Raw genomic sequence first — 24290 nt, 5'->3', positions numbered from 1 at the left:
TGGCCGGCAAGGCCGAGGGGGTAACCATGCCGCTTCAAGCCGCGGTCCACAGGCTACACCAACCGGTATTACTGATGTTGCCAGCCACTAACCGGCAACTGCTTGACTCGGCGATAAAGTGCTGGCACTGGCTGCACTGTCTGCCTTCGTTGGGATGGACTTGATATTGCACACTGGCCTGCGGAACCTTGGCCGCCTGGGGAGTGGCGGGGGTGTCGTCCGCCCCCCGGGACGGGATCTCCGGTTTGGGTTCACAGCCCACCAGGGCGACGGGGATCAACAGGCTGCAGCCCATGACCAGAGCGCCACGCAAGACTTTCCTGCGGCCCGGGTCTTCGGCGGCCTGGGCCTTGCCCCCGACGTTGTGTGTCGCCCCTGTGCGGTGAAGGTGGGTGCAATTCCGGTTCATATCGCCTCCTGTGGCGGTGCGGCCGGTCGAGTTCCAAGTGCGGTTTCCCGTGTTCGTCATGACGGTGGTACCGCATGTACGACATCGCCATGGTCAACATGGTCGACGCCGCCAAGTACAAGATTATTCATCCGGTTGGGGGCTGTCTGTGCGATGGCGTACATAGCATCGAAACAGGTCTGGCGGTCCGTGTGCGCTAACGAACAGACGATGTTTTCAGTGAGAGTAAAGTGGGAGTCAGGTGATGATGACCGAGTGCCATGCTGGTCGTTCTGTTATCGGTATCACCCGAACGGCGTGGCAGGCAATGTCCGTCGCTGCGCCCGCAAACGGGGTTCGGCATCTGCCGACATCCTTGTTGGTCACCTGTCGGGAGGCATCGCTATGGGTACCATTCTGTTAATTCTGCTGGTCTTGCTGTTGATCGGCGCTATTCCAACCTGGCCTTACAGCCGTAATTGGGGCTTCGCTCCGAGCGGGGTACTGGGGGTTGTGCTGGTTATTGTGGTGGTGTTGCTGTTGCTGGGGCGGATCTGACCGCAAGCACTACGCCACTGAAGAAGCCATCGTTATGGCTCGTGACGGTGGAGGATGTTATGTGAAGGAGTAATGATTATGTACAGCTTACAACGCAATGTGTTCGCGTTCATCCTGGCGACGGCTCTCTTCGTCCTGCCGGCGGTGAATAATCAGGCCGTCGCGGCCACTGCGGATGATCTGGACAGGGATTCCCGTCAGGCGCTGCAGACCCTGTATCGCACCGAACCTATCGCCGAGAGCTTTTCGCACACGGCCAAGGGGGTACTGGTATTCCCGAATATGGTGAAGGCGGGGCTGGTGTTTGGCGGCAGCTATGGTGAAGGCGTGCTGATAAAAGGTGACTCGACCGTCGATTACTACAATTCGGTTTCCGGATCCTGGGGTCTGCAGATTGGCGCCCAGACCTATGGCTATGCAGTGTTTCTGATGACCGAGGAGGCAGTGCGCTATGTTGAAGATACCCAAGGCTGGGAGCTGGGTGTTGGTCCCACCGTGGTGGTGGTGGACGAAGGGGTCGCAAAAAACCTGTCGACCTCGTCGCTGCAACATGATGCCTATGCGTTTATTTTCAGCCAGCAGGGACTGATGGCGGGGCTCAGCATAGAAGGCACCAAGATTTCTCGTATCAATCGGTAGACTGGCCCTGATGGTAGTTTTTCTACCAACAGGTTATACCGGATTTATCTCACAGGAGAGTCCTCATGCCGCTTATTAACCTGGTTATCGTGCTGATTGTGGTGGGTGTTCTGCTTTGGCTGGTTAACGCTTACATACCCATGGATCGAAAGATCAAAAATATCCTTAATATCGTTGTCGTTATTGCCGTGGTCATCTGGCTGTTGCAGGCGTTCGGCGTTCTGGGCGCCCTGGACGGCATACGTGTCGGCTGAGGCGATCGAAGAGTAAAATTAACATGCGTCCTTGGGGTCATCAGGCCCCGGGGGCATTTTCCTCGTCCCTGGCCTGCCAACCCATCCTTTACATTCATCAGATGCAGTTCAGCAAGTATTTCCCGTTATGCGCGACAACGTACCGACGCCGTACCGATTCCCTGTCATTGTTACCTTGTAGCCAGCCCGCAATTTCGCGGACGGTTAACACTCCGAGGTTATTATGGACAAGTCACACAAACCCAACCAACCCGAGCAGCCCGGCAAAAAAACGGCTCCCCAGGATCCCCAGCAACAGCGCAAACTGGGCGAAGAGCAACAAGAACCCCGTAAAGCGCAGGGCCAGCAAGAGCCCAAGCCGCAACGCCCCGAAGCCAAGAAGTAGAGGCCGATAAAAAGGGGCTCGAGGTCGCAGGGCGGTACCAGTCCATGGACGGAGCGGATGATAACGCCCTGCGATCGTTAACCCCGGCCATGCCGCCTCAGCGGCGTGGCCGGGTCCGGTAGCGGAACACAGGCTTTCGTATTGGTTTATTCCGGAGAAAGGCTATGCATATTTTCCATATACAGTATCAGCAGTTGAAAGTAATGATGGCGCTGGGCGGGTTACTGCTGCTCGCCGTTTTCAGTGCTTCGCTCGGCGCACAAACCCAGACCCGGCCCTATGAAATGTCTGATATCAGGATGGAAACCCAGATTTGGACCACTTATATCCTGAGCCCCTATTTGCGGGCCAACGATCTGCTGGTGGTGGTTCAAGACGGCGAGGCGACCCTTACCGGCGTGGTGGACGAGGCCGTCAATAAAGAGCTGGCCGAGGAGATTGCCCTGGGGGTGGAGGGGATCACCTCCGTTAACAACGATATCCAGGTGAAGGCAGGTTATGCGCTGCCGGCGCCGACCGGCGGGCGCAGTTATGGCGAGCGGGTCGATGACGTCTCCATGACCGCGGCGGTCAAGTCTAAGCTGTTGTGGAGCAAGCATGCCGACGGCCTGGCCGTGGAAGTGACAACCGAAAGAGGCAAGGTCACACTGAAGGGGGCGGCCGGCAGCGCCGAAGCCAGGGAATTCGCCGAGAGGCAGGCCGCGAGCACCCGCGGCGTGCAGGGCGTGGACAACCAGCTGCGGATAGAACCGAATATCACCAAAAATAAGCCCAAAGAGACGGGAAAAGGGGCCGGGCACGGGATGTCCGACAGCTGGATCACCATGAAGGTGAAGGCGACCTTTATGTATTCCAGCAATGTCAGCAGCTCCGATATAGCGGTTACCACGGAAGACGGCGTGGTCCATCTCAGTGGCAAGGTACACAGTGGCGCAGAACGAGCGCTGGCCATCGAACATGCCCAGAATATACGTGGGGTCAAGAGTGTTGAGGCCAAGGCGCTCACTTTTTAATCTCCTGACGCGCTGGTCAGGGTGCCGTCGTGCAATCCGGTTAGGGGCACGGCGGTTTTTTTATGAGCTGGTCGGCGACATGGCCAGCAGCCGGTCGGTTTCCTTCTTGACCACGGCGTAGCATTCGCAGCTGAGTTGTTCCAGCTTGGTGCGGTCCAGCACAGTGATATGGCCGCGATGGTACTCGATAACACCGAGCTGCTGCAGCTTGCCGGCGGCAATGGTGACCCCTTCCCGGCGTACCCCCAGCATGTTGGCTATCAGCTCCTGGGTCATGGTCAGGCGGTTATCCGGCAACCGATCCAGAGACAGCAGCAGCCAGCGGCATAGCTGCTGATCGACCGAATGATGGCGGTTGCATACTGCCGTCTGGGCCATCTGGGTGATCAGTGCCTGGGTGTAGCGCAGCATCAGCAACCGCATGGTCGCATCACGATTGAATTCTTCCTTGAGTCGCACGCTGGCCAGCCGGTAGGCGTGGCCGGCGCTTTGCACCAGTGCCCGGCTGGGAGTACTTTCGCCCCCCATAAAGACGGCAATACCAATGATTCCCTCGTTACCAACCACCGAGATCTCTGCCGATGCGCCGTCCTGCATTACATAGAGCAGCGAAATGATGGCATCGGTGGGAAAGTAGACGTAACGCAGTTGACTTCCTGATTCATACAAGACCTTTCCCAATGGCAGCGACACCAACTCGAGAAAGGGAAACAGGCGCTCCTTGACTTCGTCGGGTAAGGCGGACAGCAGATGATTCTGCGCAGGGGTGGGTGAGTTGGACATCTCAGCCTCCATGAGATCGACAGCTGTTGACTATTTAGTTTTGTTGTAAACAGAGAATAGCGCAATGTTGCCTCACGAGGTGCTGAACACTTCTTGCCCGTTTGAATCTGTGCGAGAATATTCACTACGTATTTGTGCATTTGCCCACAGGGATGGGTGAGCTCCCTTTAGCCGGCTTTGACGCCGTACCGGGACGTTCACTCACCGGCCAGGAGAGGTCTATCTATCATGGAACGCCGTCGTTTTCTTACCGGCCTCGCCAGCCTGGCGGCATTGCCGCTGCTCGGATGTGGAGTATCGCCACTGCGGGTGGGCATTCACACCTGGATTGGCTACGAAACCTTATATCTGGCGCAAAATCTGCGCTGGCTGCCCGCTGGCGCAGAGCTGATATCGGGCACCAGTGCCACCGACTCCCTGGCGGGGCTGCGCAACGGCGAGCTGGACGCTGCCTGCCTGACCCTGGATGAAGTGCTGGTGGCACGCAGCCTGGGGTTGCCCTTGCAAATTGCGCTGGTGTTCAATGTGTCGGCAGGGGCCGATATGCTGGTAGCCAGAGCGGAGATTCAGCACCTGCAACAACTTGAAGGAAAACGGCTGGGGGTGGAGTCGACCGCCCTGGGTGCATTAATGCTGAACCGGGTGCTGAATAAGGCCGGACTGCCGCGCGCGGCGGTACAGACGGTAGAGTTACCGCCGGCGGGGCAGCTGGCGGCCTGGCAACAGCACAAGGTAGACGCCATTATCACCTATGAGCCCACCGCCAGCCGGCTGCTGGAGCTGGGCGGCGTTAACCTGTTCAACAGCCGTGAACTGCCCGATACCATTTTTGATGTGCTGGCGGTACGCACCGACAGCCTGATGTTCAAGCCCGTAAAAGCGCTGATAGCCGCTCATTTTCATGCTCTGGAGCATATACGCAGCAATCGTCAGGACGCGCTTTATCGCATTGCCGCCCGCCAGCAGATTAGCCCCCAGCAGGTGAAACAGGCGCTGGCAGGGGTCATGCTGCCCGGGCTGGCTGCCAACCACCGTTATCTTGATCATGGCGCAAGCCGGCTGGCGCTGGCAGGGCAACAGTTGCACGAGATTATGCTCAATAACGGTCTGCTGGCACAGCCCGATGTGCAGGAGAAACTGCTCAGCTCCCGCTGGCTGCCCGAGGTGCTGGCATGAGGTGGTTACTGTTGTTGTGTGTGATGCTGGCGCTGCCGCTGCGTGCTGAGCAAGTGCTGACCATGGGAGTATTTGCCTACCGAGACAAGCCGGTAATGGAGCAAATGTATCAGCCGCTGGCAGCCTATTTAAGCGAACAGTTACCCGATGTCACCATCAGATTACTGGTGCTGACCCAGGCTGAGATCGAGCAGGAGCTGGCCCGTAATAATCTGGATCTGGTGTTTACCAATCCCAGTCATTATTTATTGCTGCGCAGCCAGAATGCGCTGACCGGCGTGCTGGCCACCAAAATCAGCCGTGAACGGGGCACCGCTACCAGTGCGCTGGGGGGCGTCATTATTACCCGCAATGAACGCAGCGATATTCAGCATCTCGCTCATCTGCGCGGGCAAACCGTGGCCATTCCCGGCTACCGTTTTCTGGGCGGCTTTCAGACTCAGGCACTGGAGCTGCTGGAAGCGGATATGACGCTTAACGATATTGAGGTTGATGTGGCGGGCTCTCACGGCAGAGTGGTGGAGGCGGTATTAGACGCCACTGCAGATGCAGGCTTTGTGCGTACCGGTATTCTTGAGGGGCTGTCGCCCCAGCAGCAGGCTCAGCTGAAAGTGATCAACCGCCAGGCGCTGCCCGGCTTTCCGTTTGCTGTGTCTACCCGGCTTTATCCGGAATGGCCCTTTCTGGCCCTGCCCAATGTTTCTCCTGTGCATATTCGCCGTATTGCCAGCGCTCTCATGGCACTGGAGCATCAGCACCCGGCGGCTCAGGCGGCGGGCATTGAGGGGTTTGCACCCCCCGGCGATTATTTGCCGGTAGAGAATCTGGCCCGTCGTTTGCGCCAGCCGCCCTTTGACGTGGAAAGCCAGCCCAGCCTGGTGACCTTGTGGCGTTTTTATGGCCCCTGGCTGTTATTTGTGTGCATCTTGCTGTTGTTATTGTCATTGAGTTTGCTGGCACTGGGACGCAAGCACCTGCAGGTGCGCCAGAGCCGTAAAGATTATCGTGAGCAAAGCCGCAAGCTGGAAGAAGTGATCTGGGGTACCGGCATTGGCGTGTGGGAGTGGCAGGCCGGCAAGGATACCTTAAGCTGCAGCGAGCAATGTGCTTATCCGGCAGGATACCGCCGGGGCTGGTCCGGTCCTGTGAGTGCAGAGCGTCTGCGGGCCGTCTTTTATGCACCAGATCTGGCTGTGCTTAAGGAACGCATTCACGCCTTGCTGACGGACCACAGTGAACAGCTCGAGCTGGAGCTGCGCATGCGCCGGCGCAGGGGCGGCTATGCCTGGGTGCTGGTGAAAGGCCGGCTGGTCACAAACGGAGCGGGGGCCCGTGTGTCCGGCACACTGCAGGACATTACTCAGCGTCGCCGGCAGCAGGAGCTGATTATCAGCAATGAAGAGCGGCTGCGCACCATAGTGTCGTTTTTGCCCATGGGCATAGTGCTGACCGATCACCGCGGCCGGGTTGTGCACTGTAACAGCGGTGCCGAGCAGCTGCTGCACATGCGTCCGGGCCATATGCTGAATGCGGTGTATCAGCAGCGCGGCTGGCGGGTACAACGACCCGATGGCAGTGAAATGCCCAACACCGAATTTGCCAGTTATCGTGCCATGCAGGAAAACCGGCCGGTGCATAATGTGATTATGGAGCTGCATACCGACAGTGGTGTGCGCTGGCTTAAGGTCAGTGCCACCCCACTGGGGCACGCCAACTACCGTCTGGTGGTGGCCTTTTATGATATTACCAGTGAGCGCCGGGCTGATCTGGACCTGCGGCTGGCGGCCAGCGTATTCAGTCATTCCCGGGAAGCCATTATGATCACCGACAAGCACGATAAGGTGCTGGATGTGAATCAGGCCTTTACCCGCATTACCGGTTATTCCTCCCGCGAGATGATTGGCCAGCCCGGCAGCATGCTGCATTCGGGCCGGCATGCCGAGTCGTTCTACCGTGATATCTGGCAGGCACTGGCCAGCCACGGATACTGGCAGGGGGAAGTATGGAGCCGGCGTAAAAGCGGTGAGCAGTATGCCCAGATGCTGAGCGTAAGCCGGGTGCAGGATGACTGCGGGCGTTCCCGGCACTATGTGTTTATGTTTTCGGATATTACGCCGCTGCTGGATCAGCAGGAAAAGCTGGAGCGTATTGCTCATTACGATGCGCTGACCGGGCTGCCCAACCGCCTGCTGCTGGCAGACAGAATACAGCAGGCACTTGCCGGTTGCCGCCGCCAGGGCGGGGCTGTGGGCATTGTGTATCTGGACCTTGACGGATTTAAGGCTGTTAATGATACCCATGGCCACGATGCCGGTGATGAGCTGCTGAAAACGCTGGCCGCCCGCATGCAGCAAAGCCTGAGAGAAAATGACACCCTGGGCCGGCTGGGCGGTGATGAATTTGTTGCTGTGCTGGCAGGAATGAGCGGCCCGGATGACGGTAATGACGTGCTGGCGCGTCTGCTGCAGGCGGCCAGTGAGCCGGTTGCCCTGAGCTGTGCCACCGTGCAGGTTTCCGCCAGTCTGGGCATGGCGGTGTACCCGCGGGACGGTGTGGATGCTGATCAGCTGATGCGCCGGGCTGATGTGGCCATGTATGCCGCCAAACAGGCGGGTAAAAACGGCTGGCAGCGCTTCGGCGAGCTGGAGCAACGTCAGCTGGAATATGAGCTGAGTGACGTATAACCATTTATTAGCAAGGAGCACACTATGCTGGATATCATCATAATGGTACTGGTTACGCTGCTGGCGGGGCTGGCCATGCCCGCCGGTGCCATGCTGGCGCGGGTAGAACGCATTCATCCCGACTGGCTGGAAAGCGAGTTTCGTCATTCGGTGGTGGCCTTTGGCGGGGGGGCCCTGTTGTCGGCGGTGGCGCTGGTGCTGGTGCCGGAAGGCAGCTCGCGGCTGGAACTGAGCACGGCAGCCCTGTGCTTTGCCGGCGGTGGCCTGGCCTTTATGCTGCTGGATGTGCTGCTGGCGTATTTTAAAACCCGGGCCGGCCAGCTGGCGGCCATGCTGTCGGACTTTATTCCCGAGTCCATTGCGCTGGGGGCGGCTTTTGCTTACGGCAACAAAACCGGTGCCATGCTGCTGGCGGGACTGATGGCGCTGCAGAATCTGCCTGAAGGGTTTAATGCCTACCGGGAGCTGTCGGAAAGTGCCCGCCCGGGCAATGGCCGGGGCACGGCACTCAAGTCATTTGTGGTGATGTCGTTACTGGGACCGCTGGCGGCACTGGCGGGGCATTTCTGGTTTGCCGGCAATCCGCCCCTGGTGTCGGGCATCATGCTGTTTGCCGCCGGCGGTATTTTATATTCGGTCTTTCAGGACATTGCTCCCCAGGCCGTGCTGGAACGCCACTGGGCACCGCCCATGGGGGCAGTGCTGGGCTTTCTGTTAGGTATTATGGGTCATATGCTGACCGGCCACGGCGGTTAAGCGTCGGGCTGCTGCAGTACGCCGGGCCGGCTTTCCAGCCGGTCTGATTCAAACAGGTTTTCCAGCTCGGCCCTGGCCTGCCGGGCCGTTTGTATCAGCGCCGCCTCATCATCATAGACCTTATGCTGCTCCATCAGTACGGCTTCATCGTGCTGGCGAAACCGGCGCAGGCGGGCATCGGTCTGTTCGTCACTCAGGCCCAGTCCGAGCAGCACCTGCCGGCTCATTTCCATACTGGAGTGAAAGGTTTCCCGCACCGGATGGGCACCCAGATCCCATAATTTATGCACATGCTGGCGATTGCGTGCCCGGGCGATAACCTTCATGTGCGGATAACGCCGGCGCACCTGCTCGGTGATTTGCAAGTTGGTTTCGGGATCGTCGGTCGCCACAATAAAAAACTCGGCCTGCTCGGCACCGGCAGTGCGCAGCACGCCGGCGCGCAGCGGATCACCGTAATAGATGGGAATGTTGTCGATGCTGCGGGTAAAACTGATGGTGTCCACTTCGTTGTCAAAGGCCACAAAAGGCACCCGCTGTGCCCGCAGCATGCGCGCGACTATCTGGCCCATGCGACCCATGCCGACAATGACCGCCCGGGGGCCATGATCCTGCAGCTGATGATATTCCGGCGGTACCGAGCCGGGTGCGGGTGCCTGTTGCAGCCAGCGGGCACCTGCCATCAACAGCAAAGGGGTGAGTGCCATGGAGACGGTAATGGTAAGCACCAGCAGATCGTACAGGGCCGTGGTCAGCAGCTGATGCTGCAGTGCCAGTTTGAACAGAACAAAGGCAAACTCCCCGCCGGCGGCCAGCAGCAGCCCAAGCCGCAGCGCCTCCTGGGTATGAAGCCGGCCTACGGTGCGGCCAACCAGCGTCAGCAAGGGACTTTTCAGCGCCAGCAGCAGGGTGGCCAGCCCCAGTACTTGCCAGGGATGACTGAGCAACAGGCTTAAATCCGCGGTCATGCCCACCCCCATAAAGAACAGCCCCAGCAGCAGGCCTTCAAAGGGGGCAATCTGGGATTCGAGCTCGTGACGGTATTCCGAGTCGGCCAGCAGCAGGCCCGCCAGAAAGGCTCCCAGTGCCATGGACACACCGGCCCACTCCATCAGCCAGGCAGTGCCCATTACCACCAGCAGGGCTGTGGCGGTAGACACTTCCTGCAGTCCGCTTTTGGCAACCATACGAAATACCGGACGCAGCAGATAGCGACCACCCACAAATACAATCCCAATGCTGACCACCACCTGCAGCAGGTGCCAGAGTCCGTTATTGTCTGTGCTTTGGGCTGTTCCCAGCACCGGCACCAGTGCAATCAGCGGAATGGCAGCAATATCCTGAAACAGCAAAATGGCAAAGGCCTGGCGGCCATGAGGGCTGTTCAGTGCCTTGCGCTCGGCCAGCAGCTGCAGGCCCATGGCGGTAGACGACAGCGCCAGACCAAAGCCCAGCACCAGTGCCGTGTTGGCGGGCAGGGAAAATACCAGCCAGGCACCCAGCGCCAGCACCACACCGGTTAACACAACCTGTGCCAGTCCTGCCCCGAACACGGCACGGCGCATCACCCACAGCCGCCGCGGCGACAATTCAAGACCAATTAAAAACATCAGCATGACCACCCCCAGTTCTGATAACTGAGCCACACTCTGTGGTGCACTGATAAGGCCGGTAACCGAGGGGCCAAGAAGCACGCCCCCCAGCAGGTAGCCAAGCACGGCTCCCAGCTTGAGGCGTTTGGCAAGAGGAACCATAACAACTGCGGTCAGCAAAAAAATAACGCTGGCCTGCAACAGGCTACCGTCGTCGGGCATGAAAGCTCCTGAGCAGAAAAGAAATGCAAAAAGGGGAAGTGAGTTCAGTTTCGCATGGCGTTCAATAAAACGGAATAGTGCCTGCCGCCCTGCAGCGGGTTTTGATATCATTCACTTTTTAGCGAGGAAATTTCAGCCCTTGGACTCCACCGACGCCCTTGCCCTGTTTGATCCCCAAGGCCCGCTGGCCAGCGCCATTGACGGGTTTCTTCCCCGTGCCGCTCAGGTAGACATGTCGGCAGCGGTTATCCGTGCCATGAACGACAAGGTGCCGCTGGTGGTAGAGGCGGGCACCGGCACCGGTAAAACCTTTGCCTATCTGGCACCGGCGCTGGCTGCCGGCAAAAAGGTGGTGGTGAGCACAGGCTCACGCAATCTGCAGGAGCAGCTCTATCACAGGGATCTGCCCACCCTGATCAAGGCGCTGAATTACGCCTATCCGGTGGCATTGCTCAAGGGCCGCTCCAACTATCTGTGCATTGAACGGCTGGGCCGGCTCAGCGACGCGGTGCCCAGTCTGTCGTCGGCGGCACTGGCGGATCTGCAAACGGTCAGGCGCTTTGCACCGCTGACCACCAGCGGCGATGTGGGGGATATTCCCGGCCTGTCTGAGCGCAGTGACATTCTCGGACTGATTACCAGCACCAACGACAACTGTGCCGGCCGTGACTGTGCCCACTATCAGGATTGCTATCTGGTCAAGGCCCGTAACAAGGCCATGGAAGCCCAGGTGGTGGTGGTGAATCATCATCTGTTTTTTGCGGATATGGCGGTGCGTGATACCGGCTTTGGGCAGCTTATACCCGACGCCGAGGTCTGTATTCTGGACGAGGCCCATCAGCTGCCTGATATTGCCGGCCAGTATTTTGGTAAAAGCCAGTCCAGCCGGCAGTTTGGTGATTTAGCCAAGGATATGCGTCTGGCCCAGAAAACCGAGGCCAAAGATATGGCTCAGCTGTCCAAGGCCGCCGATCAGCTGGAACGCTGTGCCCAGGACTTTCGGCTGGCCTTTGGTCTGGATACCGGCCGTGGCCAGCTGCGACAGGCACTGGCCCGGGCACCGGTGGCTCAGGCGCTGGCCAGACTGAATGAAAGCCTTGGCTTTACCCATGAAGTACTGAAGCTGGCGCTGGGGCGGGGAGAGCAGCTGGATCAGTGCTTTGAGCGTTTGATTGGTCTGCGTACAGAGCTGGATGCGCTGATCCGGGTAGAGGAAAATGGCCACTCCTTCTGGTATGACTGCAGCCGGCTGCATATTACCCTGCATAAAACTCCCTTGTCGGTGGCCGAGCGCTTTTCTGCCGAGCTTGCCCGGGAAAATACCAGCTGGATATTTACCTCGGCCACCCTGGCGGTCGGTGACAGCTTTGAGCACTTTTGTCATGATCTCGGCCTCAGCGAATGCCGTACCTTGCAATTGGACAGTCCTTTTGATTACCCTCGCCAGTCGCGGCTGTGCGTGCCGCGCTATTTGCCGGAAACCAGCGGTGCCGGTCGTGGCCACATGCTGGCCCAGACCCTGCTGGATACCCTGGAAAAGGTACCCGGAGGGACCTTTTTTCTGTGCACCAGCTATCAGGTGATGCGGGAAGTCGCCGAGGTGCTGCGGGCCCGGCTGGATCGTACCGTATTGATGCAGGGCGAAGACAACAAGGTGCGGCTGCTGGAGCAGTTCAGCCAGGACGGCCGTGCCGTGCTGGTGGCCACCGGCAGTTTCTGGGAAGGCATCGATGTGCGCGGCAAGGCACTGCAGTGCGTGGTGATCGATAAACTGCCCTTTGCGGCGCCTGATGACCCCTTGCTCAGCGCCCGGCTGGAAGACTGCCGCCGCCGGGGCGAAGACGGCTTTGCCCGAGTGCAGCTGCCCAGGGCCATTATCACCCTGAAACAAGGCGTGGGCCGGCTTATTCGTGATGTGAATGATAAGGGCGCACTGGTGATTGCCGATGCCCGTCTGGTTAACCGTGGCTACGGGGCCGATTTTATTGCCAGTCTGCCGGCCATGCCGCGTACCCGCAGCCTGCCGGCACTGAATGAATTTTTAATGAATTTGGAGTAATGCCATGAGCCTGTTAATGGCCATCGACACCGCCACCGAAGCCTGCTCGGCTGCGCTGTGGTACGAGGGTGATATTTTATCCCGCTATGAGGTTGCCCCCCGGGGACACACAGAGCTGATTTTGCCGATGGTGCAGTCTTTGCTGGATGAAGCAGGAATCACCCTGAGCCGGCTCGACGGTCTGGCCTTTGGCCGGGGGCCCGGCTCTTTTACCGGTGTGCGCATTACCCTTGGGGTGGCTCAGGGGCTGGCTTTCGGAGCCGGATTGCCGCTGTTGGGCGTGTCCAACCTGCAGGCCCTGGCTCAGGGCGCACATCGTTATACCGGCTGTACCACGGCCTTGAGCGCCATTGATGCCCGCATGGGGGAAGTTTATGTGGGCGGGTTTACGCTGACAGACGGAGTAATGAGTCCGACGCTGGCTGAAACCGTACAGCCCCCCGAGGCCGTTGCGATACCGCAGACCCGCTGGCAGCAGGCAGCCGGCAGCGGATTTGTTACCTATCCTGAACTGACAGCCCATGCACAGGGCCTGTGCGAAGCAGTGCCTTTTCCTGATGCCCGCGACATGCTGCCTCAGGCACGACAGGATCTGGCCGCCGGTCGTGTACAGACGGCCGCCGAAGCCCGGCCTGTGTATTTACGAGACAAGGTTACCTGGCAGAAACTGCCGGGTCGCTGAGGAGCAGGGGTGACCACTTTCTATTCGTTTGCCCGGGATGAGACACCCTTGCTGTTTCCCCAGCGGCCTTATCACCGCACCCGCCAGTGTGTACAGCGACGCCGGCGTCAGCGCCAGCGTTTGTTGCGCCAGTGGCACCGGCAACGCCGCCGCTGAGTTTTTTATTTGTTACAGAGCCTGCATGACTTATTTATATATTGACGATAACCAACAGCTTGCCGATTTTTGCCAGACCAGCGCCATTGTGCTGGCCATTGATACCGAATTTGTACGCACCCGCACTTATCATGCCCGCCCGGGGCTTTATCAGCTTAACGACGGGGAACGTACTGCCCTGATTGATCCGCTGGCGGTCACTGACTGTTCGCCGCTGTGGCGGTTGCTGCATAACCCGGAGCGTTTGTGCCTGCTGCACGCAGGCGGAGAAGATCTGGAGCTGTTCCAGCATCAGAGCGGTGCCTTGCCGGCCCGGGTGCACGACACTCAGCTGGCAGCAGCTTTTCTGGGCCTGGGGGCTCAGCTTGGTTTTGCGCCTCTGGTGGAGCAGTTGCTGGGCGTGAGCCTGGACAAGGCCCATGCCCGCACTGACTGGCTGGCACGGCCTTTATCGGCGGAGCAGCTCAGCTATGCTGCCGATGATGTGATTTATTTATATCCGCTGTATGAAAAGTTGCATGCGCAGCTGGCAGAGAAAGGCTTTCTCGGCTGGTATGAACAGGAATGTGAAGCAGCAGTAAAACGCCGGGGGGAGAGTACGACGCCTGAGCTGGCTTATCTGGATATAAAAAACGCCTGGACGCTGGACCGGCAGGCCCTGGGTATTTTACAGCAACTGTGTGCCTGGCGGCTGAATGAAGCGCGCAAGCGGGATCTGGCAGTCAATTTTGTGGTACGAGAAGCCCACTTGTTCCGCGTGGCGGAGCGGGCACCGCAAAGCCTGACGGATCTGAACCGTCTGGGGCTGGATCCCATGGAGATAAAACGGCATGGCAAAACGCTGCTGGCGCTGGTGCAACAGGCACTGAGCATGCCGGAGTCCTGGCCTGCGCCGGTAAAACGGCTGGTGGACTTTCCCGACTACAAGGCGGAGCTCAAACGTATTCGAACTGTGATTGAGCAGGCCGGGGAGGCTGCTGATGTGCCTGCCGAGCTGATCGCATCAAAGCGGATTATTCATCAGTACCTGAGCTGGAAATGGCGGCTGCAAGAGAGTGACAGTACGCCCCCCGTGCTGCTGCAGGGATGGCGCGGCGAGCTGCTGTCAGGCAAGCTGTAATCTCGGGCGATCTTGTTGGGACTCGTCTCAACCTACGTCAGAATAGGTTGGGACGAGTCCCAACCTATTTTTCAGATTCCGGGTCAAGCCCGGAATAACGGTACACGTTACGAGTCAGCCTTGCTGTCATCATGCTCGGGGAACATGATGTTAAGCTCGAGCACAGACAGGTTATCTCCCTTCTGATCGAGCTGAACGGAAATCTGATCAAGTTCAATTTTCACGTATTTGCGGATCACTTCCAGAATGTCTTGCTTCATTTGTGGCAGATAATCAGGGGTATCACGCTGGCTGCGCTCGTGGGCCACAATGATCTGTAGTCGTTCTTTCGCCAGTTTGGCGCTGCTCTGGGTCTTTTTTGAACGGAAATAGTCCAGTAGAGACATGAATTAACTCCCAAAAAGTCGGCTGAAAAATCCTTTCTTTCCTTCTTCGAGGAATCGAAACTCCCGCTCTTCACCGAGCAGGCGGGCCACTGTGTCGGCATAGCAAAGACCGGCATCTGATTCGCTGTCGAGGATCACCGGCTCACCGGCGTTTGATGCCTTGAGCACAGCCTGAGACTCGGGGATCACACCCAGCAGCGGAATAGCCAGAATCTCCTGCACGTCTTCTACGCTCAGCATGTCGCCCCGGTTTACCCGCTCGGGAGAATAACGGGTCAGCAGCAGGTGCTCCTTAATGGGCTCTTTACCTTGTTCGGCACGGCGGGATTTGGAAGACAGGATACCCAGAATGCGGTCAGAGTCACGAACCGAGGACACTTCCGGGTTGGTGGTGACGATGGCCTCATCGGCAAAGTAGAGTGCCATCAGGGCACCGCTTTCTATGCCAGCAGGCGAGTCACAGATAATATATTCAAAGCCCATGTCGCTCAGATCATTAATGATCTTTTCGACCCCTTCCCGGGTGAGGGCATCTTTATCGCGGGTTTGCGACGCCGGCAGAATATAAAGCTGCTCGACCCGCTTGTCGCGAATAAGGGCCTGATTAAGGTTGGCGTCGCCGTTAATGACGTTAACAAAGTCATAAACAACCCGGCGCTCACAACCCATAATAAGATCCAAGTTACGCAGACCGATATCAAAATCGATGACCACCGTTTTATGGCCCAGTTTGGCCAGGCCGGTACTGATAGCTGCGCTGGAGGTGGTTTTACCCACGCCTCCTTTACCAGAGGTGACGACGATAATCCGTGCCATAAAGTGTGTTCCTAAAAGTAGAAAAAAATCACAGCCTGTCGAGTTTCAGTTGTTCACCCGATAGCGAAATACTGACTGCCTGTTCCCAATGCTCGCCCTGCAGGCCATCACTGAGCTGATAGTGTCCGGCAACAGACACCAGCTCGGGCATTAATTGCTGGCAGTAAATGCGGGCATTATCGTTACCTTTGGCACCGGCCACGGCGCGCCCGCGCAGCGCGCCATAAACATGAATGCTGTCGTCGGCAATGACTTCAGCACCGTTACTGACAGCGCCCAGAATAACCAGTGAGCCACTTTGGGCATAAATTTGCTGGCCTGAGCGTACCGGGCCCCTGTGTACCCGGGTGCCGGGCTGGTTGAGCAGGGCAGCAGGAGGGGACGGCTCGGCAGCAGCAGGCACCTTGCCGGAGGTCATCACGGCAAGGCCGGCGGCTCTGGCCGCGGCCCGGCCTTCGTCAGTAAGAATGCCACTGACACCCACAGGCACCAGAGCAAGCTCACGCACGGCGGCAGAAAGCGCGATAAAATCCGGTACTTCGGTTAACTTTTCAATATTGATAACCAGTGGTGCGGCGCGGAAAAACTCCGGTGCCTGTGCTATCTTTTCCTGCAGTTGCTGTTTTACCTGAGCAATGTCGGGCGAGTTGATATGCAACACCGACAGGGTAAAGCTGCTGCCTTTCAATTCAATGCCACGCTCCGCCATAAGCGGCTGTCCCCCAAGGAAGTTATCCTTTTTGTTATTGGTCGTGCAGATGGTATAGTTTGCCGTCCTAACTGGCAATAAACCCGACGGATTATAGCAATTTCCATGTTGTGTGCAGTGTATAAAAGCCCCAAAAAGGCAGAAACCTATTTGTTTGTTGAACGCCGCGACGATTTCTCGCGCGTTCCCGCCCCCCTGATGGATACCTTTGGCACGCCGCAACTGGCGATGATGTTTAATCTTGCCAGTAAAACCCGTCTCGGGATTTCAGATATCGACAAAGTTCGCGCTGCCCTGAAGACACAGGGTTATTTTCTGCAGCTGCCGCCACCGCCGGAAAACCTGCTGAAAGAGCATCTGGCGCGGCAGGCCGCAGAAGGCAACGGGGAATAAGGACGCATTATGTACCAGCACATTGATCAGGAAGGCTTCGTTCTGCCTTATGCTACCGGCAAGGTAGTGTGCGTGGGACGCAGCTATCGTGAGCATGCCGAGGAGCTGAACAACGCGGTGCCCGATGCGCCTTTGTTGTTTATCAAGCCGGCCACCAGCCTGACTCCGATGAGCGAGCCGCTGGTTTTGCCGAAAAACCAGGGGCCGGTGCACCACGAAGCGGAAGTGGCTCTGCTGATTGGCCGTCGTCTGTGCAAGGCCGACGCTGAAACTGCCCTGAACGGGGTAGTGGGCGTTGGCCTTGCGCTGGATCTTACCCTGCGTTCGGTACAGGATGATCTGAAGGCCAAAGGCCAGCCCTGGGAGCGGGCCAAGGCCTTTGACGGCAGCTGCCCCATGGGGCCCTTTGTGGCACCCGACTTGCTGCCGCCACTGCAGCAGCTGGTATTTTCTCTGGAGGTGAACGGCGAGCCGCGGCAGACGGGTGATACCGCCTTGATGATGTGGACCATGGGGGAGCTGCTGGCCGATATCAGCCACAGTTTTACTCTGATGCCCGGCGATATTGTTCTGACCGGCACGCCCAAAGGAGTGGCTGAGCTCAACCCCGGAGATTCCCTCAGGTTAACCCTGAATCAACAGTTTGCCGTTGAGGCGAAGGTAGCGAAATAAATGCAGGCGAATTTCTGGCAGACCAAAACCCTTGAGCAAATGACCGACGAGGAATGGGAAGCCTTGTGTGACGGTTGCGGTAAATGTTGTCTCAACAAATTGATTGATGACGAAACCGAGGAGCTGGTGCATACCAATGTCGCCTGCGAGCTGCTCAACACGCACAGCTGTGCCTGCAGTGACTATGTAAATCGCTTTGCCCGGGTGCCCGATTGCCTGAAGATCACCCGGGAGCAGCTGAGCGAATTTTACTGGCTGCCGTCTACCTGTGCTTACCGTGTGCTGGCAGAGGGCAAGGCACTGCCGTCCTGGCATCCGCTGCGCACCGGCTCCAAGAGTGCCATGCACAGAGCCGGTCAGTCTGTGCGGGGCAAGGTAGTCCCCGAGTCAAAGGCCGGAGACTGGGAAGATCATATTATTACCTGGGCCGGTTAGTCGTATTGAACAGCATACCGTCACTCCGGGCCTGGCCCGGAGTCCTTAACCCCTTGCTGCCGCCAGTCTTATCAGAATAAACAATCCCGCCAAGCCGGCCAGCACCGCAAAAATCCCCATCAGCCACTGGGGCATGGTCAGTCCCAGCCATTGCCAGTCGATGGAGGAGCAGTCACCGCTGGGATAAAATACCGCCGGCCACCAGGCATCCAGCTGAAACCAAACCGGAAACTCTGCTACCGTGGAACACTGATGAAAGGGGGACGGGTTGAGCTGATAATCCACATGCTCTTTTGCCAGTAAAAAACCTTCTACTGACGCGGCCAGCCAGCCGGTCAGTGCCAGTGCTCCGGGAACGCCGTTGCCCGATGCAAGCCAGCCCAGCGCACCGGCCAGGATCACGCCGGCCAGAGCGGCCCGCTGATAGACGCACATGACGCAAGGGGCGTAGCCCTGTACATACTGAAAAAACAACGCTGTTAATAACAGCGACAGGCTGCCCAGGGTGAGCAACGCCCAGGCGGCGCTGCTGCGTGAAAAGCGAAGCAGCCGCCCGCTTGTGACCGGCTGGTCCGCTCTGTTATTATTTTGCGCACTTTTTACCATTCACTAACCTTGCCTTATCAGAGGGTTTTATGATCATCAAGGCTCAAAGCCCTGCGGGATTTGCGGAAGAATATATCATAGAGTCCATCTGGAACAGTCAGTTTCCGCCGGGCTCCATTTTGCCGGCGGAGCGTGAGTTGTCGGAGCTGATTGGCGTGACCCGGACCACATTGCGGGAAGTGCTGCACCGGCTGGCGCGGGATGGCTGGCTGACCATTCGCCATGGAAAACCTACCCGGGTCAATAATGTGTGGGAGACATCGGGGCTGAATATTCTGGAAACCCTGGCAAGGCTTGATGCCGATAAAACGCCTGAGCTGATAGAGCATCTGCTGTCGGCCCGTACTCATATCAGCAGTATTTTTATTCGCAGTGCCATTCGTCAGCATCCACAGCAGGTATGCGAGGCTGTCGCCGGCCTGAGCCGGGTGACTGATAATGCAGAGTCTTTTGCTGCCTTTGACTATGAGTTGCATCGTCAGTTGGCGTTTGCGTCGGGCAACCCTATCTACGGACTGATCCTTAACGGCTTTAAAGGGCTTTATTGCCGCGTAGGTCGGGAATATTTCGCGGTACCGCAAGCCCGTGCGCTGGCCACAGCGTATTATCGCACGCTGGCAGACTATGCGGAGCAGGGCATGGCCGATGCAGTGGTTGAGCGAATTCGGGAATATGGCCGCGCCTCAGGACTGTTATGGCAGCAGATCCGTGACTCAGACCATTAAGAAAAGATGCCGGAGCACGTCCGGCATGAGATCAGGCCTGTGCATTTTTGGCCGGGCAGCGGCCTAACAGGGTGCCGCTGCCATCGGCTTCCTCCTGCTCCAGCAAGACATCAAAGCCCCACAGACGGTGCACGTGTTTGATGACTTCATGGCAGGAGTCGGACAGCGGGATCCGGTTGTGCGGCACATGTCGCAGGGTTAAGGAACGGTCACCTTTTATCTCGACGTTATAGACCTGAATGTTGGGCTCCAGGTTGGACAGGTTATATTGGTTCGACAAAGTCTGACGTAATTGCCGGTAACCGGCTTCATCATGAATGGCAGAAATTTCGAGATAATTGCGGGTGTCGTCGTCAGCCACTGCAAACAAATGCATATCGCGCATTACCTTGGGTGACAGGAACTGACTGATAAAGCTCTCGTCCTTGAAATTTTCCATGGCAAAGTGCAGCGTTTTTATCCAGTCTGAACCCGCTATATCCGGAAACCAGTGTTTGTCTTCTTCGGTGGGGTGTTCGCAGATGCGACGAATGTCCTGAAACATGGCAAAGCCCAGGGCATAGGGGTTGATGCCGGAATAATACTTGCTGTTATAAGAAGGCTGAAACACCACATTGGTGTGGCTGTGCAGTATTTCCATCATAAAGCGATCCGTTACCAGACCTTCGTCATACATATGCTGACAAATGGTGTAGTGCCAGAAGGTCGCCCAGCCTTCGTTCATGACCTGGGTTTGCTTCTGCGGATAAAAATACTGACTGATCTTGCGTACTATGCGTACTACTTCCCGCTGCCAGGGCTCCAGCAGGGGGGCGTGTTTTTCAATAAAATACAACAGGTTTTCTTCCGGCTCCCTGGGGTAGCGGATCTTCTGCTGCTGCTTTTCGTCCTGCATGCGGGGCAGGGTGCGCCACAGCTCGTTTACCTGAGTCTGCAGGTAAGCCTCCCGTGCTTTCTGCCGGCGGCGTTCTTCCGCCAGTGACAGCTTTTGTGGCCGCTTGTAGCGGTCTACGCCATAGTTCATCAGGGCATGGCAGCTGTCGAGCAGGGCTTCTACTTCGGTGACACCGTATTTTTCTTCGCATTCATTAATGTAGTGTTTGGCAAACAGCAGATAGTCAATAATGGACTCGGCATCGGTCCAGGTTTTAAACAGATAGTTATTCTTGAAGAAAGAGTTATGGCCATAACAGGCGTGGGCCATGACCAGCGCCTGCATGGGCATGGTGTTTTCTTCCATCAGATAGGCAATGCAGGGGTTGGAATTGATCACGATTTCATAAGCCAGCCCCATTTGACCGCGCTTGTAGTTCTGCTCGGTCTGAATAAACTTTTTGCCATAAGACCAGTGATGGTAACCAATGGGCATGCCGATACTGGAGTAGGCATCCATCATCTGCTCACCGGTAATAATTTCTATCTGATTAGGATAGGTAGTCAGGCCGTAGTGCTCGGCAATACGGATAATTTCCTTGTGATAGGCTTCGAGCAGCTCGAAGGTCCAGTCTGGGCCGTCGCTGAGCGGCCGGCCTTTTTTCAGTGCTTGGGCCATAAGTTACCTCACGCAACCTGTTTTCTGAACAGCTCCCGGAATACGGGGTAGATATCGTCTACTGCACGAATATGCTCCATGGCAAAGGAAGAATACTCCCGGGCAATGGTTTCATATTCATGCCACAGGCTTTGATGGGCCCGGTTGGTGATTTCAATATAGGTGTAGTAACGCACCAGGGGCATGATGTCCTTTTGCAGTAGTTGCCGGCACAGGGGAGAGTCGTCTGCCCAGTTATCGCCATCTGACGCCTGAGCGGCATAGATATTCCATTGATCGGGCGGATAGCGTTCGTTCATCACCTCTTTCATCAGCTGCAGGGCGCTGGACACAATGGTGCCGCCGGTTTCCTGGGAGTAGAAGAACTCCTGCTCATCTACCTCTTTGGCCTGAGTGTGATGACGAATAAACACAACATCCACGTTTTTGTAGCTGCGGGTAAGAAACAGATACAGCAGCAGGTAAAAGCGCTTGGCCATGTCTTTGGTGGCCTGATCCATGGAGCCGGACACATCCATCAGGCAGAACATGACGGCCTGAGTAGAGGGCACCGGCCGCTTCACAAAATTGTTGTAGCGCAGATCAAAGGTGTCGATGAAAGGCACGGCGGCAATACGCCGTTTCAGCTCGGAAATTTCATCTTCCAGCTCCTGGATCCGGGCATAGTTTTCTGCCGGGCGCTTGCCAAGCTCGGCCAGCTCTTGCTCCAGATCCGCTACCGAACGCTTTTTGCCAGACTGCAGGGCAATACGCCGGGCCAGTGACTGACGCAATGAGCGCACCACGTTAATATTGGCGGGCACGCCATCGGCAGTGTAGCCGGCCCGAAAGGTTTTCATCTCGCTGATTTTGTTCAGCTTGTTTTTTTCCAGGTTGGGCAGCTCCAGGCCGTCGAACAGCAGATCCAGGTATTCGCCCTTGGAGATCTGAAATACAAAATCATCCTGACCTTCTCCCTGGTTGCTGGCATCACCCTGACCGCTGCCACCACCACCGCCCCCGGAAGGGCGGTCTACCTTGTCTCCTTTAATAAACTGATCGTTACCCGGGTGCACCTGATCCCTGTGCCCCCCTTTGCCGTGATGAAAAAAAGGCTCGGAAATGTCTCGTGTCGGAATGGAGACACTCTCACCCTGATCGATGTCCTGAATACTGCGTTTGAGTACCGCATCGGAAACCGCCTTTTTAAGTTGTTGTTTGTAACGGCGGATAAAGCGCTGCCGGTTTACAGCGCTTTTGTTGCGGCCATTCAGTCGTCTGTCGATAAAATGCGCCATGGTTCCCCCAACTGATCACTATCAGCTTGATTTTCGTACTCGCAGGTACCATTCGGACAGCAACCGTACCTGCTTGCGGGTGTAGCCTTTTTCCATCATGCGATCCACAAAGTCGTCGTGCTTCTTCTGCTCGTCGGCACTGGTTTTGGCATTGAAGGAAATAACCGGCAACAGCTCTTCGGTGTTGGAGAACATTTTTTTCTCGATAACGGTTCTGAGCTTTTCGTAGCTGGTCCAGTTGGGATTTTTGCCGGCGTTGTTGGCCCGGGCCCGCAGCACGAAGTTAACGATTTCGTTACGGAAATCTTTCGGATTGCTGATGCCGGCAGGCTTTTCAATTTTCTCCAGTTCGGCGTTAAGGGCCGCGCGATCAAACAGCTGGCCGGTATCCGGATCCCGGTATTCCTGATCCTGAATCCAGAAATCGGCGTAGGTAACATAACGGTCAAAGATGTTCTGACCGTACTCGGAGTAGGACTCAAGATAAGCAGTCTGAATCTCCTTGCCGATAAACTCCACGTATTTGGGGATCAGGTAGCCCTTGATAAACTCCAGGTAACGATCGTGTATATCCTGAGGGAATTGCTCCCGCTCAATCTGTTGCTCCAGTACATAGAACAGATGCACCGGGTTGGCGGCCACTTCGGCGTGGTCAAAGTTGAACACCCGTGACAGGATCTTGAACGCAAACCGGGTAGAGAGGCCATTCATGCCTTCGTCCACGCCGGCGTAGTCACGGTATTCCTGATAGGACTTGGCCTTGGGATCCGTGTCTTTCAGGGTTTCGCCGTCATACACCCGCATTTTGGAGTAGATGCTGGAGTTATCAGGCTCTTTCAGCCGTGACAGCACGGTAAACTGCGCCAGGGTTTCAAGTGTGCCAGGAGCACATTTAGCGGTAGACAGCTCACTGTTGGTGAGCAATTTCTGGTAAATCTCAACCTCTTCGGTGACGCGCAGGCAGTAAGGCACCTTGACGATGTAAACCCGGTCGAGGAAAGCCTCATTGTTCTTGTTGTGTTTGAAGTGCTGCCATTCCGATTCGTTGGAGTGGGCCAGAATAATGCCGTCAAAGGGCAGGGCAGAGAGTCCTTCAGTACCGTTATAGTTGCCCTCCTGAGTCGCGGTGAGCAGCGGGTGCAGCACCTTGATGGGGGCCTTGAACATTTCCACGAATTCCATCATGCCCTGGTTGGCCTTACACAGCGCCCCTGAGTAGGAATAGGCATCGGCGTCGTCCTGGGCATAGTGCTCCAGCTTGCGAATGTCTACTTTGCCCACCAGTGAGGAAATATCCTGGTTGTTGTCGTCACCGGGTTCGGTTTTGGCCACGGCAATCTGGTCGAGAACCGAGGGGTACACCTTTTCTACCCTGAATTTGGTGATATCGCCGCCGAACTCGTGCAGACGCTTGACTGCCCAGGGCGACATAATGGAGCGCAGATAGCGCCGCGGAATGCCATACTCCTGCTCCAGAATCGGGCCGTCTTCTGCCATATCGAACAGACAGAAGGGATGGTCATTGACCGGTGAGCCCTTGATGCGGTAGATGGGCACTTTTTGCATCAGTGCTTTGAGGCACTCAGCCAGGGACGACTTACCGCCCCCCACAGGACCCAGCAGATAAAGAATTTGTTTCTTTTCTTCCAGCCCCTGAGCAGCGTGCTTGAGGTAGGAAACGATTTGCTCGATGCTTTCTTCCATGCCGTAAAAGTCGGCGAAAGCAGGATAACGGGCAATTACCCGGTTGGAAAACAGCCGGCTGTATCGTGGCACCTGAGCGGTGTCGATCATTTCCGGCTCGCCAATGGCCATCAGCAACCGCTCGGATGCGGAGGCATAACAGCTTTTATCTTCACGGCACAGGTCGAGAAATTCCTGCAGGCTGTATTCCTCTTCCTTGGCCTTTTCATAGCGCGATTGATAGTGCTCGAAAATACCCATGGTCATTCCCCCTGATTTACTTTCGGCTCACTTAAGATGACAGAGCCTTGCGCACACGAATTTCATTTCTCTGTAGATAAGGTTAGTCATGGTTTTGTTATTGCGCTCGTGTAAGACACGGAAAAAACTAACAATTGTTTAATTTTATGACGGCCGGCCGCGAGGGCGGCAAGTGAAGAGATTATCTGACTGGCAGGTTAACCATGACGTTAACGTAACGTTGTTTTTGAGATCGGCTTGTGGTGTGTTTTTTTGTGGTTTTTTACGTTGACTTCACATTTTGCTCCGGTTACATTGAACGAGCATCA

27 protein-coding genes are annotated in these 24290 nt (G+C 56.8%); 17 read left to right on the top strand and 10 right to left on the bottom strand.

Annotated elements, in window-relative coordinates:
• Window positions 1–34: 34 nt before the first annotated feature.
• Complete coding sequence (locus G364_RS16255) at window positions 35–409, bottom strand: high-potential iron-sulfur protein (RefSeq protein ID WP_019933691.1); 375 nt, start codon at window positions 407–409, stop codon at window positions 35–37.
• A gap of 74 nt (window positions 410–483) precedes the next feature.
• On the opposite strand from G364_RS16255, the gene G364_RS17465 reads away from it, so the two are divergent.
• From G364_RS17465 to G364_RS0103090, 6 genes are all read left to right on the top strand, one after another.
• Window positions 484–609, top strand: a complete 126-nt coding sequence (locus G364_RS17465; protein ID WP_019933690.1) for a hypothetical protein — start codon at window positions 484–486, stop codon at window positions 607–609.
• A gap of 184 nt (window positions 610–793) precedes the next feature.
• Entirely contained in the window at window positions 794–946 is a 153-nt protein-coding gene (locus G364_RS16955; protein ID WP_019933689.1) for a DUF3309 family protein, read from the top strand.
• A gap of 78 nt (window positions 947–1024) precedes the next feature.
• Entirely contained in the window at window positions 1025–1585 is a 561-nt protein-coding gene (locus G364_RS0103105) for a lipid-binding SYLF domain-containing protein (RefSeq protein ID WP_019933688.1), read from the top strand.
• A gap of 65 nt (window positions 1586–1650) precedes the next feature.
• Complete coding sequence (locus tag G364_RS0103100) at window positions 1651–1839, top strand: Thivi_2564 family membrane protein (protein WP_019933687.1); 189 nt, start codon at window positions 1651–1653, stop codon at window positions 1837–1839.
• A gap of 223 nt (window positions 1840–2062) precedes the next feature.
• Window positions 2063–2224, top strand: a complete 162-nt coding sequence (locus tag G364_RS17125) for a hypothetical protein (protein WP_019933686.1) — start codon at window positions 2063–2065, stop codon at window positions 2222–2224.
• A 164-nt stretch (window positions 2225–2388) separates the two neighbouring features.
• Window positions 2389–3237 carry a BON domain-containing protein gene (locus tag G364_RS0103090; protein ID WP_019933685.1) on the top strand — a complete coding sequence of 283 codons (849 nt, stop codon included), beginning with the start codon at window positions 2389–2391 and terminating at the stop codon, window positions 3235–3237.
• 60 nt (window positions 3238–3297) lie between these two features.
• Here the strand turns inward: G364_RS0103090 and G364_RS0103085 are convergent, their stop codons facing one another.
• Window positions 3298–4020 (bottom strand): Crp/Fnr family transcriptional regulator, encoded by a 723-nt coding sequence (locus G364_RS0103085; protein ID WP_019933684.1) that lies wholly within the window; start codon window positions 4018–4020, stop codon window positions 3298–3300.
• Window positions 4021–4248: 228 nt separating this feature from the next.
• Between G364_RS0103085 and G364_RS0103080 the strand changes: the two genes are divergently transcribed.
• From G364_RS0103080 to G364_RS0103070, 3 genes are read left to right on the top strand one after another with little or no spacing between them, the layout of a single operon-like run.
• Window positions 4249–5196: an ABC transporter substrate-binding protein gene (locus G364_RS0103080; RefSeq protein WP_019933683.1), complete on the top strand. Its 948-nt coding sequence runs from the start codon at window positions 4249–4251 to the stop codon at window positions 5194–5196.
• Window positions 5193–7880, top strand: coding sequence for a diguanylate cyclase domain-containing protein (locus tag G364_RS0103075; RefSeq protein ID WP_040614438.1), 2688 nt, complete (start codon window positions 5193–5195; stop codon window positions 7878–7880). Before G364_RS0103080 ends, G364_RS0103075 begins: the two co-directional genes overlap by 4 nt.
• 24 nt (window positions 7881–7904) lie before the next feature.
• Entirely contained in the window at window positions 7905–8636 is a 732-nt protein-coding gene (locus G364_RS0103070) for a ZIP family metal transporter (protein WP_019933681.1), read from the top strand.
• Here G364_RS0103070 and G364_RS0103065 read toward each other — a convergent pair.
• Window positions 8633–10450, bottom strand: coding sequence for a monovalent cation:proton antiporter-2 (CPA2) family protein (locus G364_RS0103065; protein WP_019933680.1), 1818 nt, complete (start codon window positions 10448–10450; stop codon window positions 8633–8635). The genes G364_RS0103070 and G364_RS0103065 overlap by 4 nt on opposite strands.
• Window positions 10451–10589: 139 nt before the next feature.
• Here G364_RS0103065 and yoaA point away from each other — a divergent pair, with 139 nt between their 5' ends.
• From yoaA to rnd, 4 genes are read left to right on the top strand one after another with little or no spacing between them, the layout of a single operon-like run.
• The gene (gene yoaA / locus G364_RS0103060; protein WP_019933679.1) at window positions 10590–12509 is read left to right on the top strand and encodes a DNA repair helicase YoaA; all 1920 of its coding nucleotides are present in this window, start codon (window positions 10590–10592) and stop codon (window positions 12507–12509) included.
• A 4-nt stretch (window positions 12510–12513) separates the two neighbouring features.
• Window positions 12514–13191 (top strand): tRNA (adenosine(37)-N6)-threonylcarbamoyltransferase complex dimerization subunit type 1 TsaB, encoded by a 678-nt coding sequence (tsaB, locus tag G364_RS0103055; RefSeq protein ID WP_040614437.1) that lies wholly within the window; start codon window positions 12514–12516, stop codon window positions 13189–13191.
• A gap of 9 nt (window positions 13192–13200) precedes the next feature.
• Window positions 13201–13347: a hypothetical protein gene (locus G364_RS17120; protein WP_019933677.1), complete on the top strand. Its 147-nt coding sequence runs from the start codon at window positions 13201–13203 to the stop codon at window positions 13345–13347.
• Window positions 13348–13372: 25 nt separating this feature from the next.
• The gene (rnd, locus tag G364_RS0103045; protein WP_019933676.1) at window positions 13373–14467 is read left to right on the top strand and encodes a ribonuclease D; all 1095 of its coding nucleotides are present in this window, start codon (window positions 13373–13375) and stop codon (window positions 14465–14467) included.
• A 107-nt stretch (window positions 14468–14574) separates the two neighbouring features.
• Here rnd and minE read toward each other — a convergent pair whose 3' ends face one another.
• The 3 genes from minE to minC are packed head-to-tail and all read right to left on the bottom strand — an operon-like array spanning window position 14575 to window position 16378.
• Window positions 14575–14853, bottom strand: coding sequence for a cell division topological specificity factor MinE (minE, locus tag G364_RS0103040; RefSeq protein WP_019933675.1), 279 nt, complete (start codon window positions 14851–14853; stop codon window positions 14575–14577).
• Between the two features lie 3 nt (window positions 14854–14856).
• A complete protein-coding gene (gene minD, locus G364_RS0103035) occupies window positions 14857–15669 on the bottom strand; it encodes a septum site-determining protein MinD (protein WP_026344650.1) in 813 nt (270 codons plus the stop codon).
• Window positions 15670–15697: 28 nt separating this feature from the next.
• Window positions 15698–16378, bottom strand: a complete 681-nt coding sequence (minC, locus tag G364_RS0103030; protein WP_019933673.1) for a septum site-determining protein MinC — start codon at window positions 16376–16378, stop codon at window positions 15698–15700.
• Window positions 16379–16483: 105 nt separating this feature from the next.
• On the opposite strand from minC, the gene G364_RS0103025 reads away from it, so the two are divergent.
• The 3 genes from G364_RS0103025 to G364_RS17340 are packed head-to-tail and all read left to right on the top strand — an operon-like array spanning window position 16484 to window position 17878.
• A complete protein-coding gene (locus G364_RS0103025) occupies window positions 16484–16771 on the top strand; it encodes a YcgL domain-containing protein (protein WP_019933672.1) in 288 nt (95 codons plus the stop codon).
• Window positions 16772–16780: 9 nt separating this feature from the next.
• Window positions 16781–17443, top strand: coding sequence for a fumarylacetoacetate hydrolase family protein (locus tag G364_RS17345; protein WP_019933671.1), 663 nt, complete (start codon window positions 16781–16783; stop codon window positions 17441–17443).
• A complete protein-coding gene (locus G364_RS17340; protein WP_019933670.1) occupies window positions 17444–17878 on the top strand; it encodes a YcgN family cysteine cluster protein in 435 nt (144 codons plus the stop codon).
• A 45-nt stretch (window positions 17879–17923) separates the two neighbouring features.
• Here the strand turns inward: G364_RS17340 and dsbB are convergent, their stop codons facing one another.
• Complete coding sequence (dsbB, locus tag G364_RS0103010) at window positions 17924–18484, bottom strand: disulfide bond formation protein DsbB (protein ID WP_019933669.1); 561 nt, start codon at window positions 18482–18484, stop codon at window positions 17924–17926.
• A 29-nt stretch (window positions 18485–18513) separates the two neighbouring features.
• Here dsbB and fadR point away from each other — a divergent pair, with 29 nt between their 5' ends.
• The gene (gene fadR, locus G364_RS0103005) at window positions 18514–19209 is read left to right on the top strand and encodes a fatty acid metabolism transcriptional regulator FadR (protein WP_019933668.1); all 696 of its coding nucleotides are present in this window, start codon (window positions 18514–18516) and stop codon (window positions 19207–19209) included.
• A 31-nt stretch (window positions 19210–19240) separates the two neighbouring features.
• On the opposite strand, the gene G364_RS0103000 is transcribed toward fadR, so the two are convergent.
• The 3 genes from G364_RS0103000 to G364_RS0102990 are packed head-to-tail and all read right to left on the bottom strand — an operon-like array spanning window position 19241 to window position 23982.
• Window positions 19241–20761: a SpoVR family protein gene (locus G364_RS0103000; protein WP_019933667.1), complete on the bottom strand. Its 1521-nt coding sequence runs from the start codon at window positions 20759–20761 to the stop codon at window positions 19241–19243.
• An 8-nt stretch (window positions 20762–20769) separates the two neighbouring features.
• On the bottom strand, window positions 20770–22038 hold the full coding sequence (locus tag G364_RS0102995; protein ID WP_019933666.1) for a YeaH/YhbH family protein: 1269 nt from the start codon (window positions 22036–22038) through the stop codon (window positions 20770–20772).
• Between the two features lie 21 nt (window positions 22039–22059).
• Window positions 22060–23982 (bottom strand): PrkA family serine protein kinase, encoded by a 1923-nt coding sequence (locus G364_RS0102990; RefSeq protein ID WP_026344648.1) that lies wholly within the window; start codon window positions 23980–23982, stop codon window positions 22060–22062.
• Between the last annotated feature and the right edge of the window lie 308 nt (window positions 23983–24290).

Source organism: Oceanimonas smirnovii ATCC BAA-899, from assembly GCF_000381965.1.
GTDB lineage: Bacteria > Pseudomonadota > Gammaproteobacteria > Enterobacterales > Aeromonadaceae > Oceanimonas > Oceanimonas smirnovii.
Note: the sequence above shows the minus strand (reverse complement) of the source record. Positions and strands in the feature narration are given on the sequence as shown.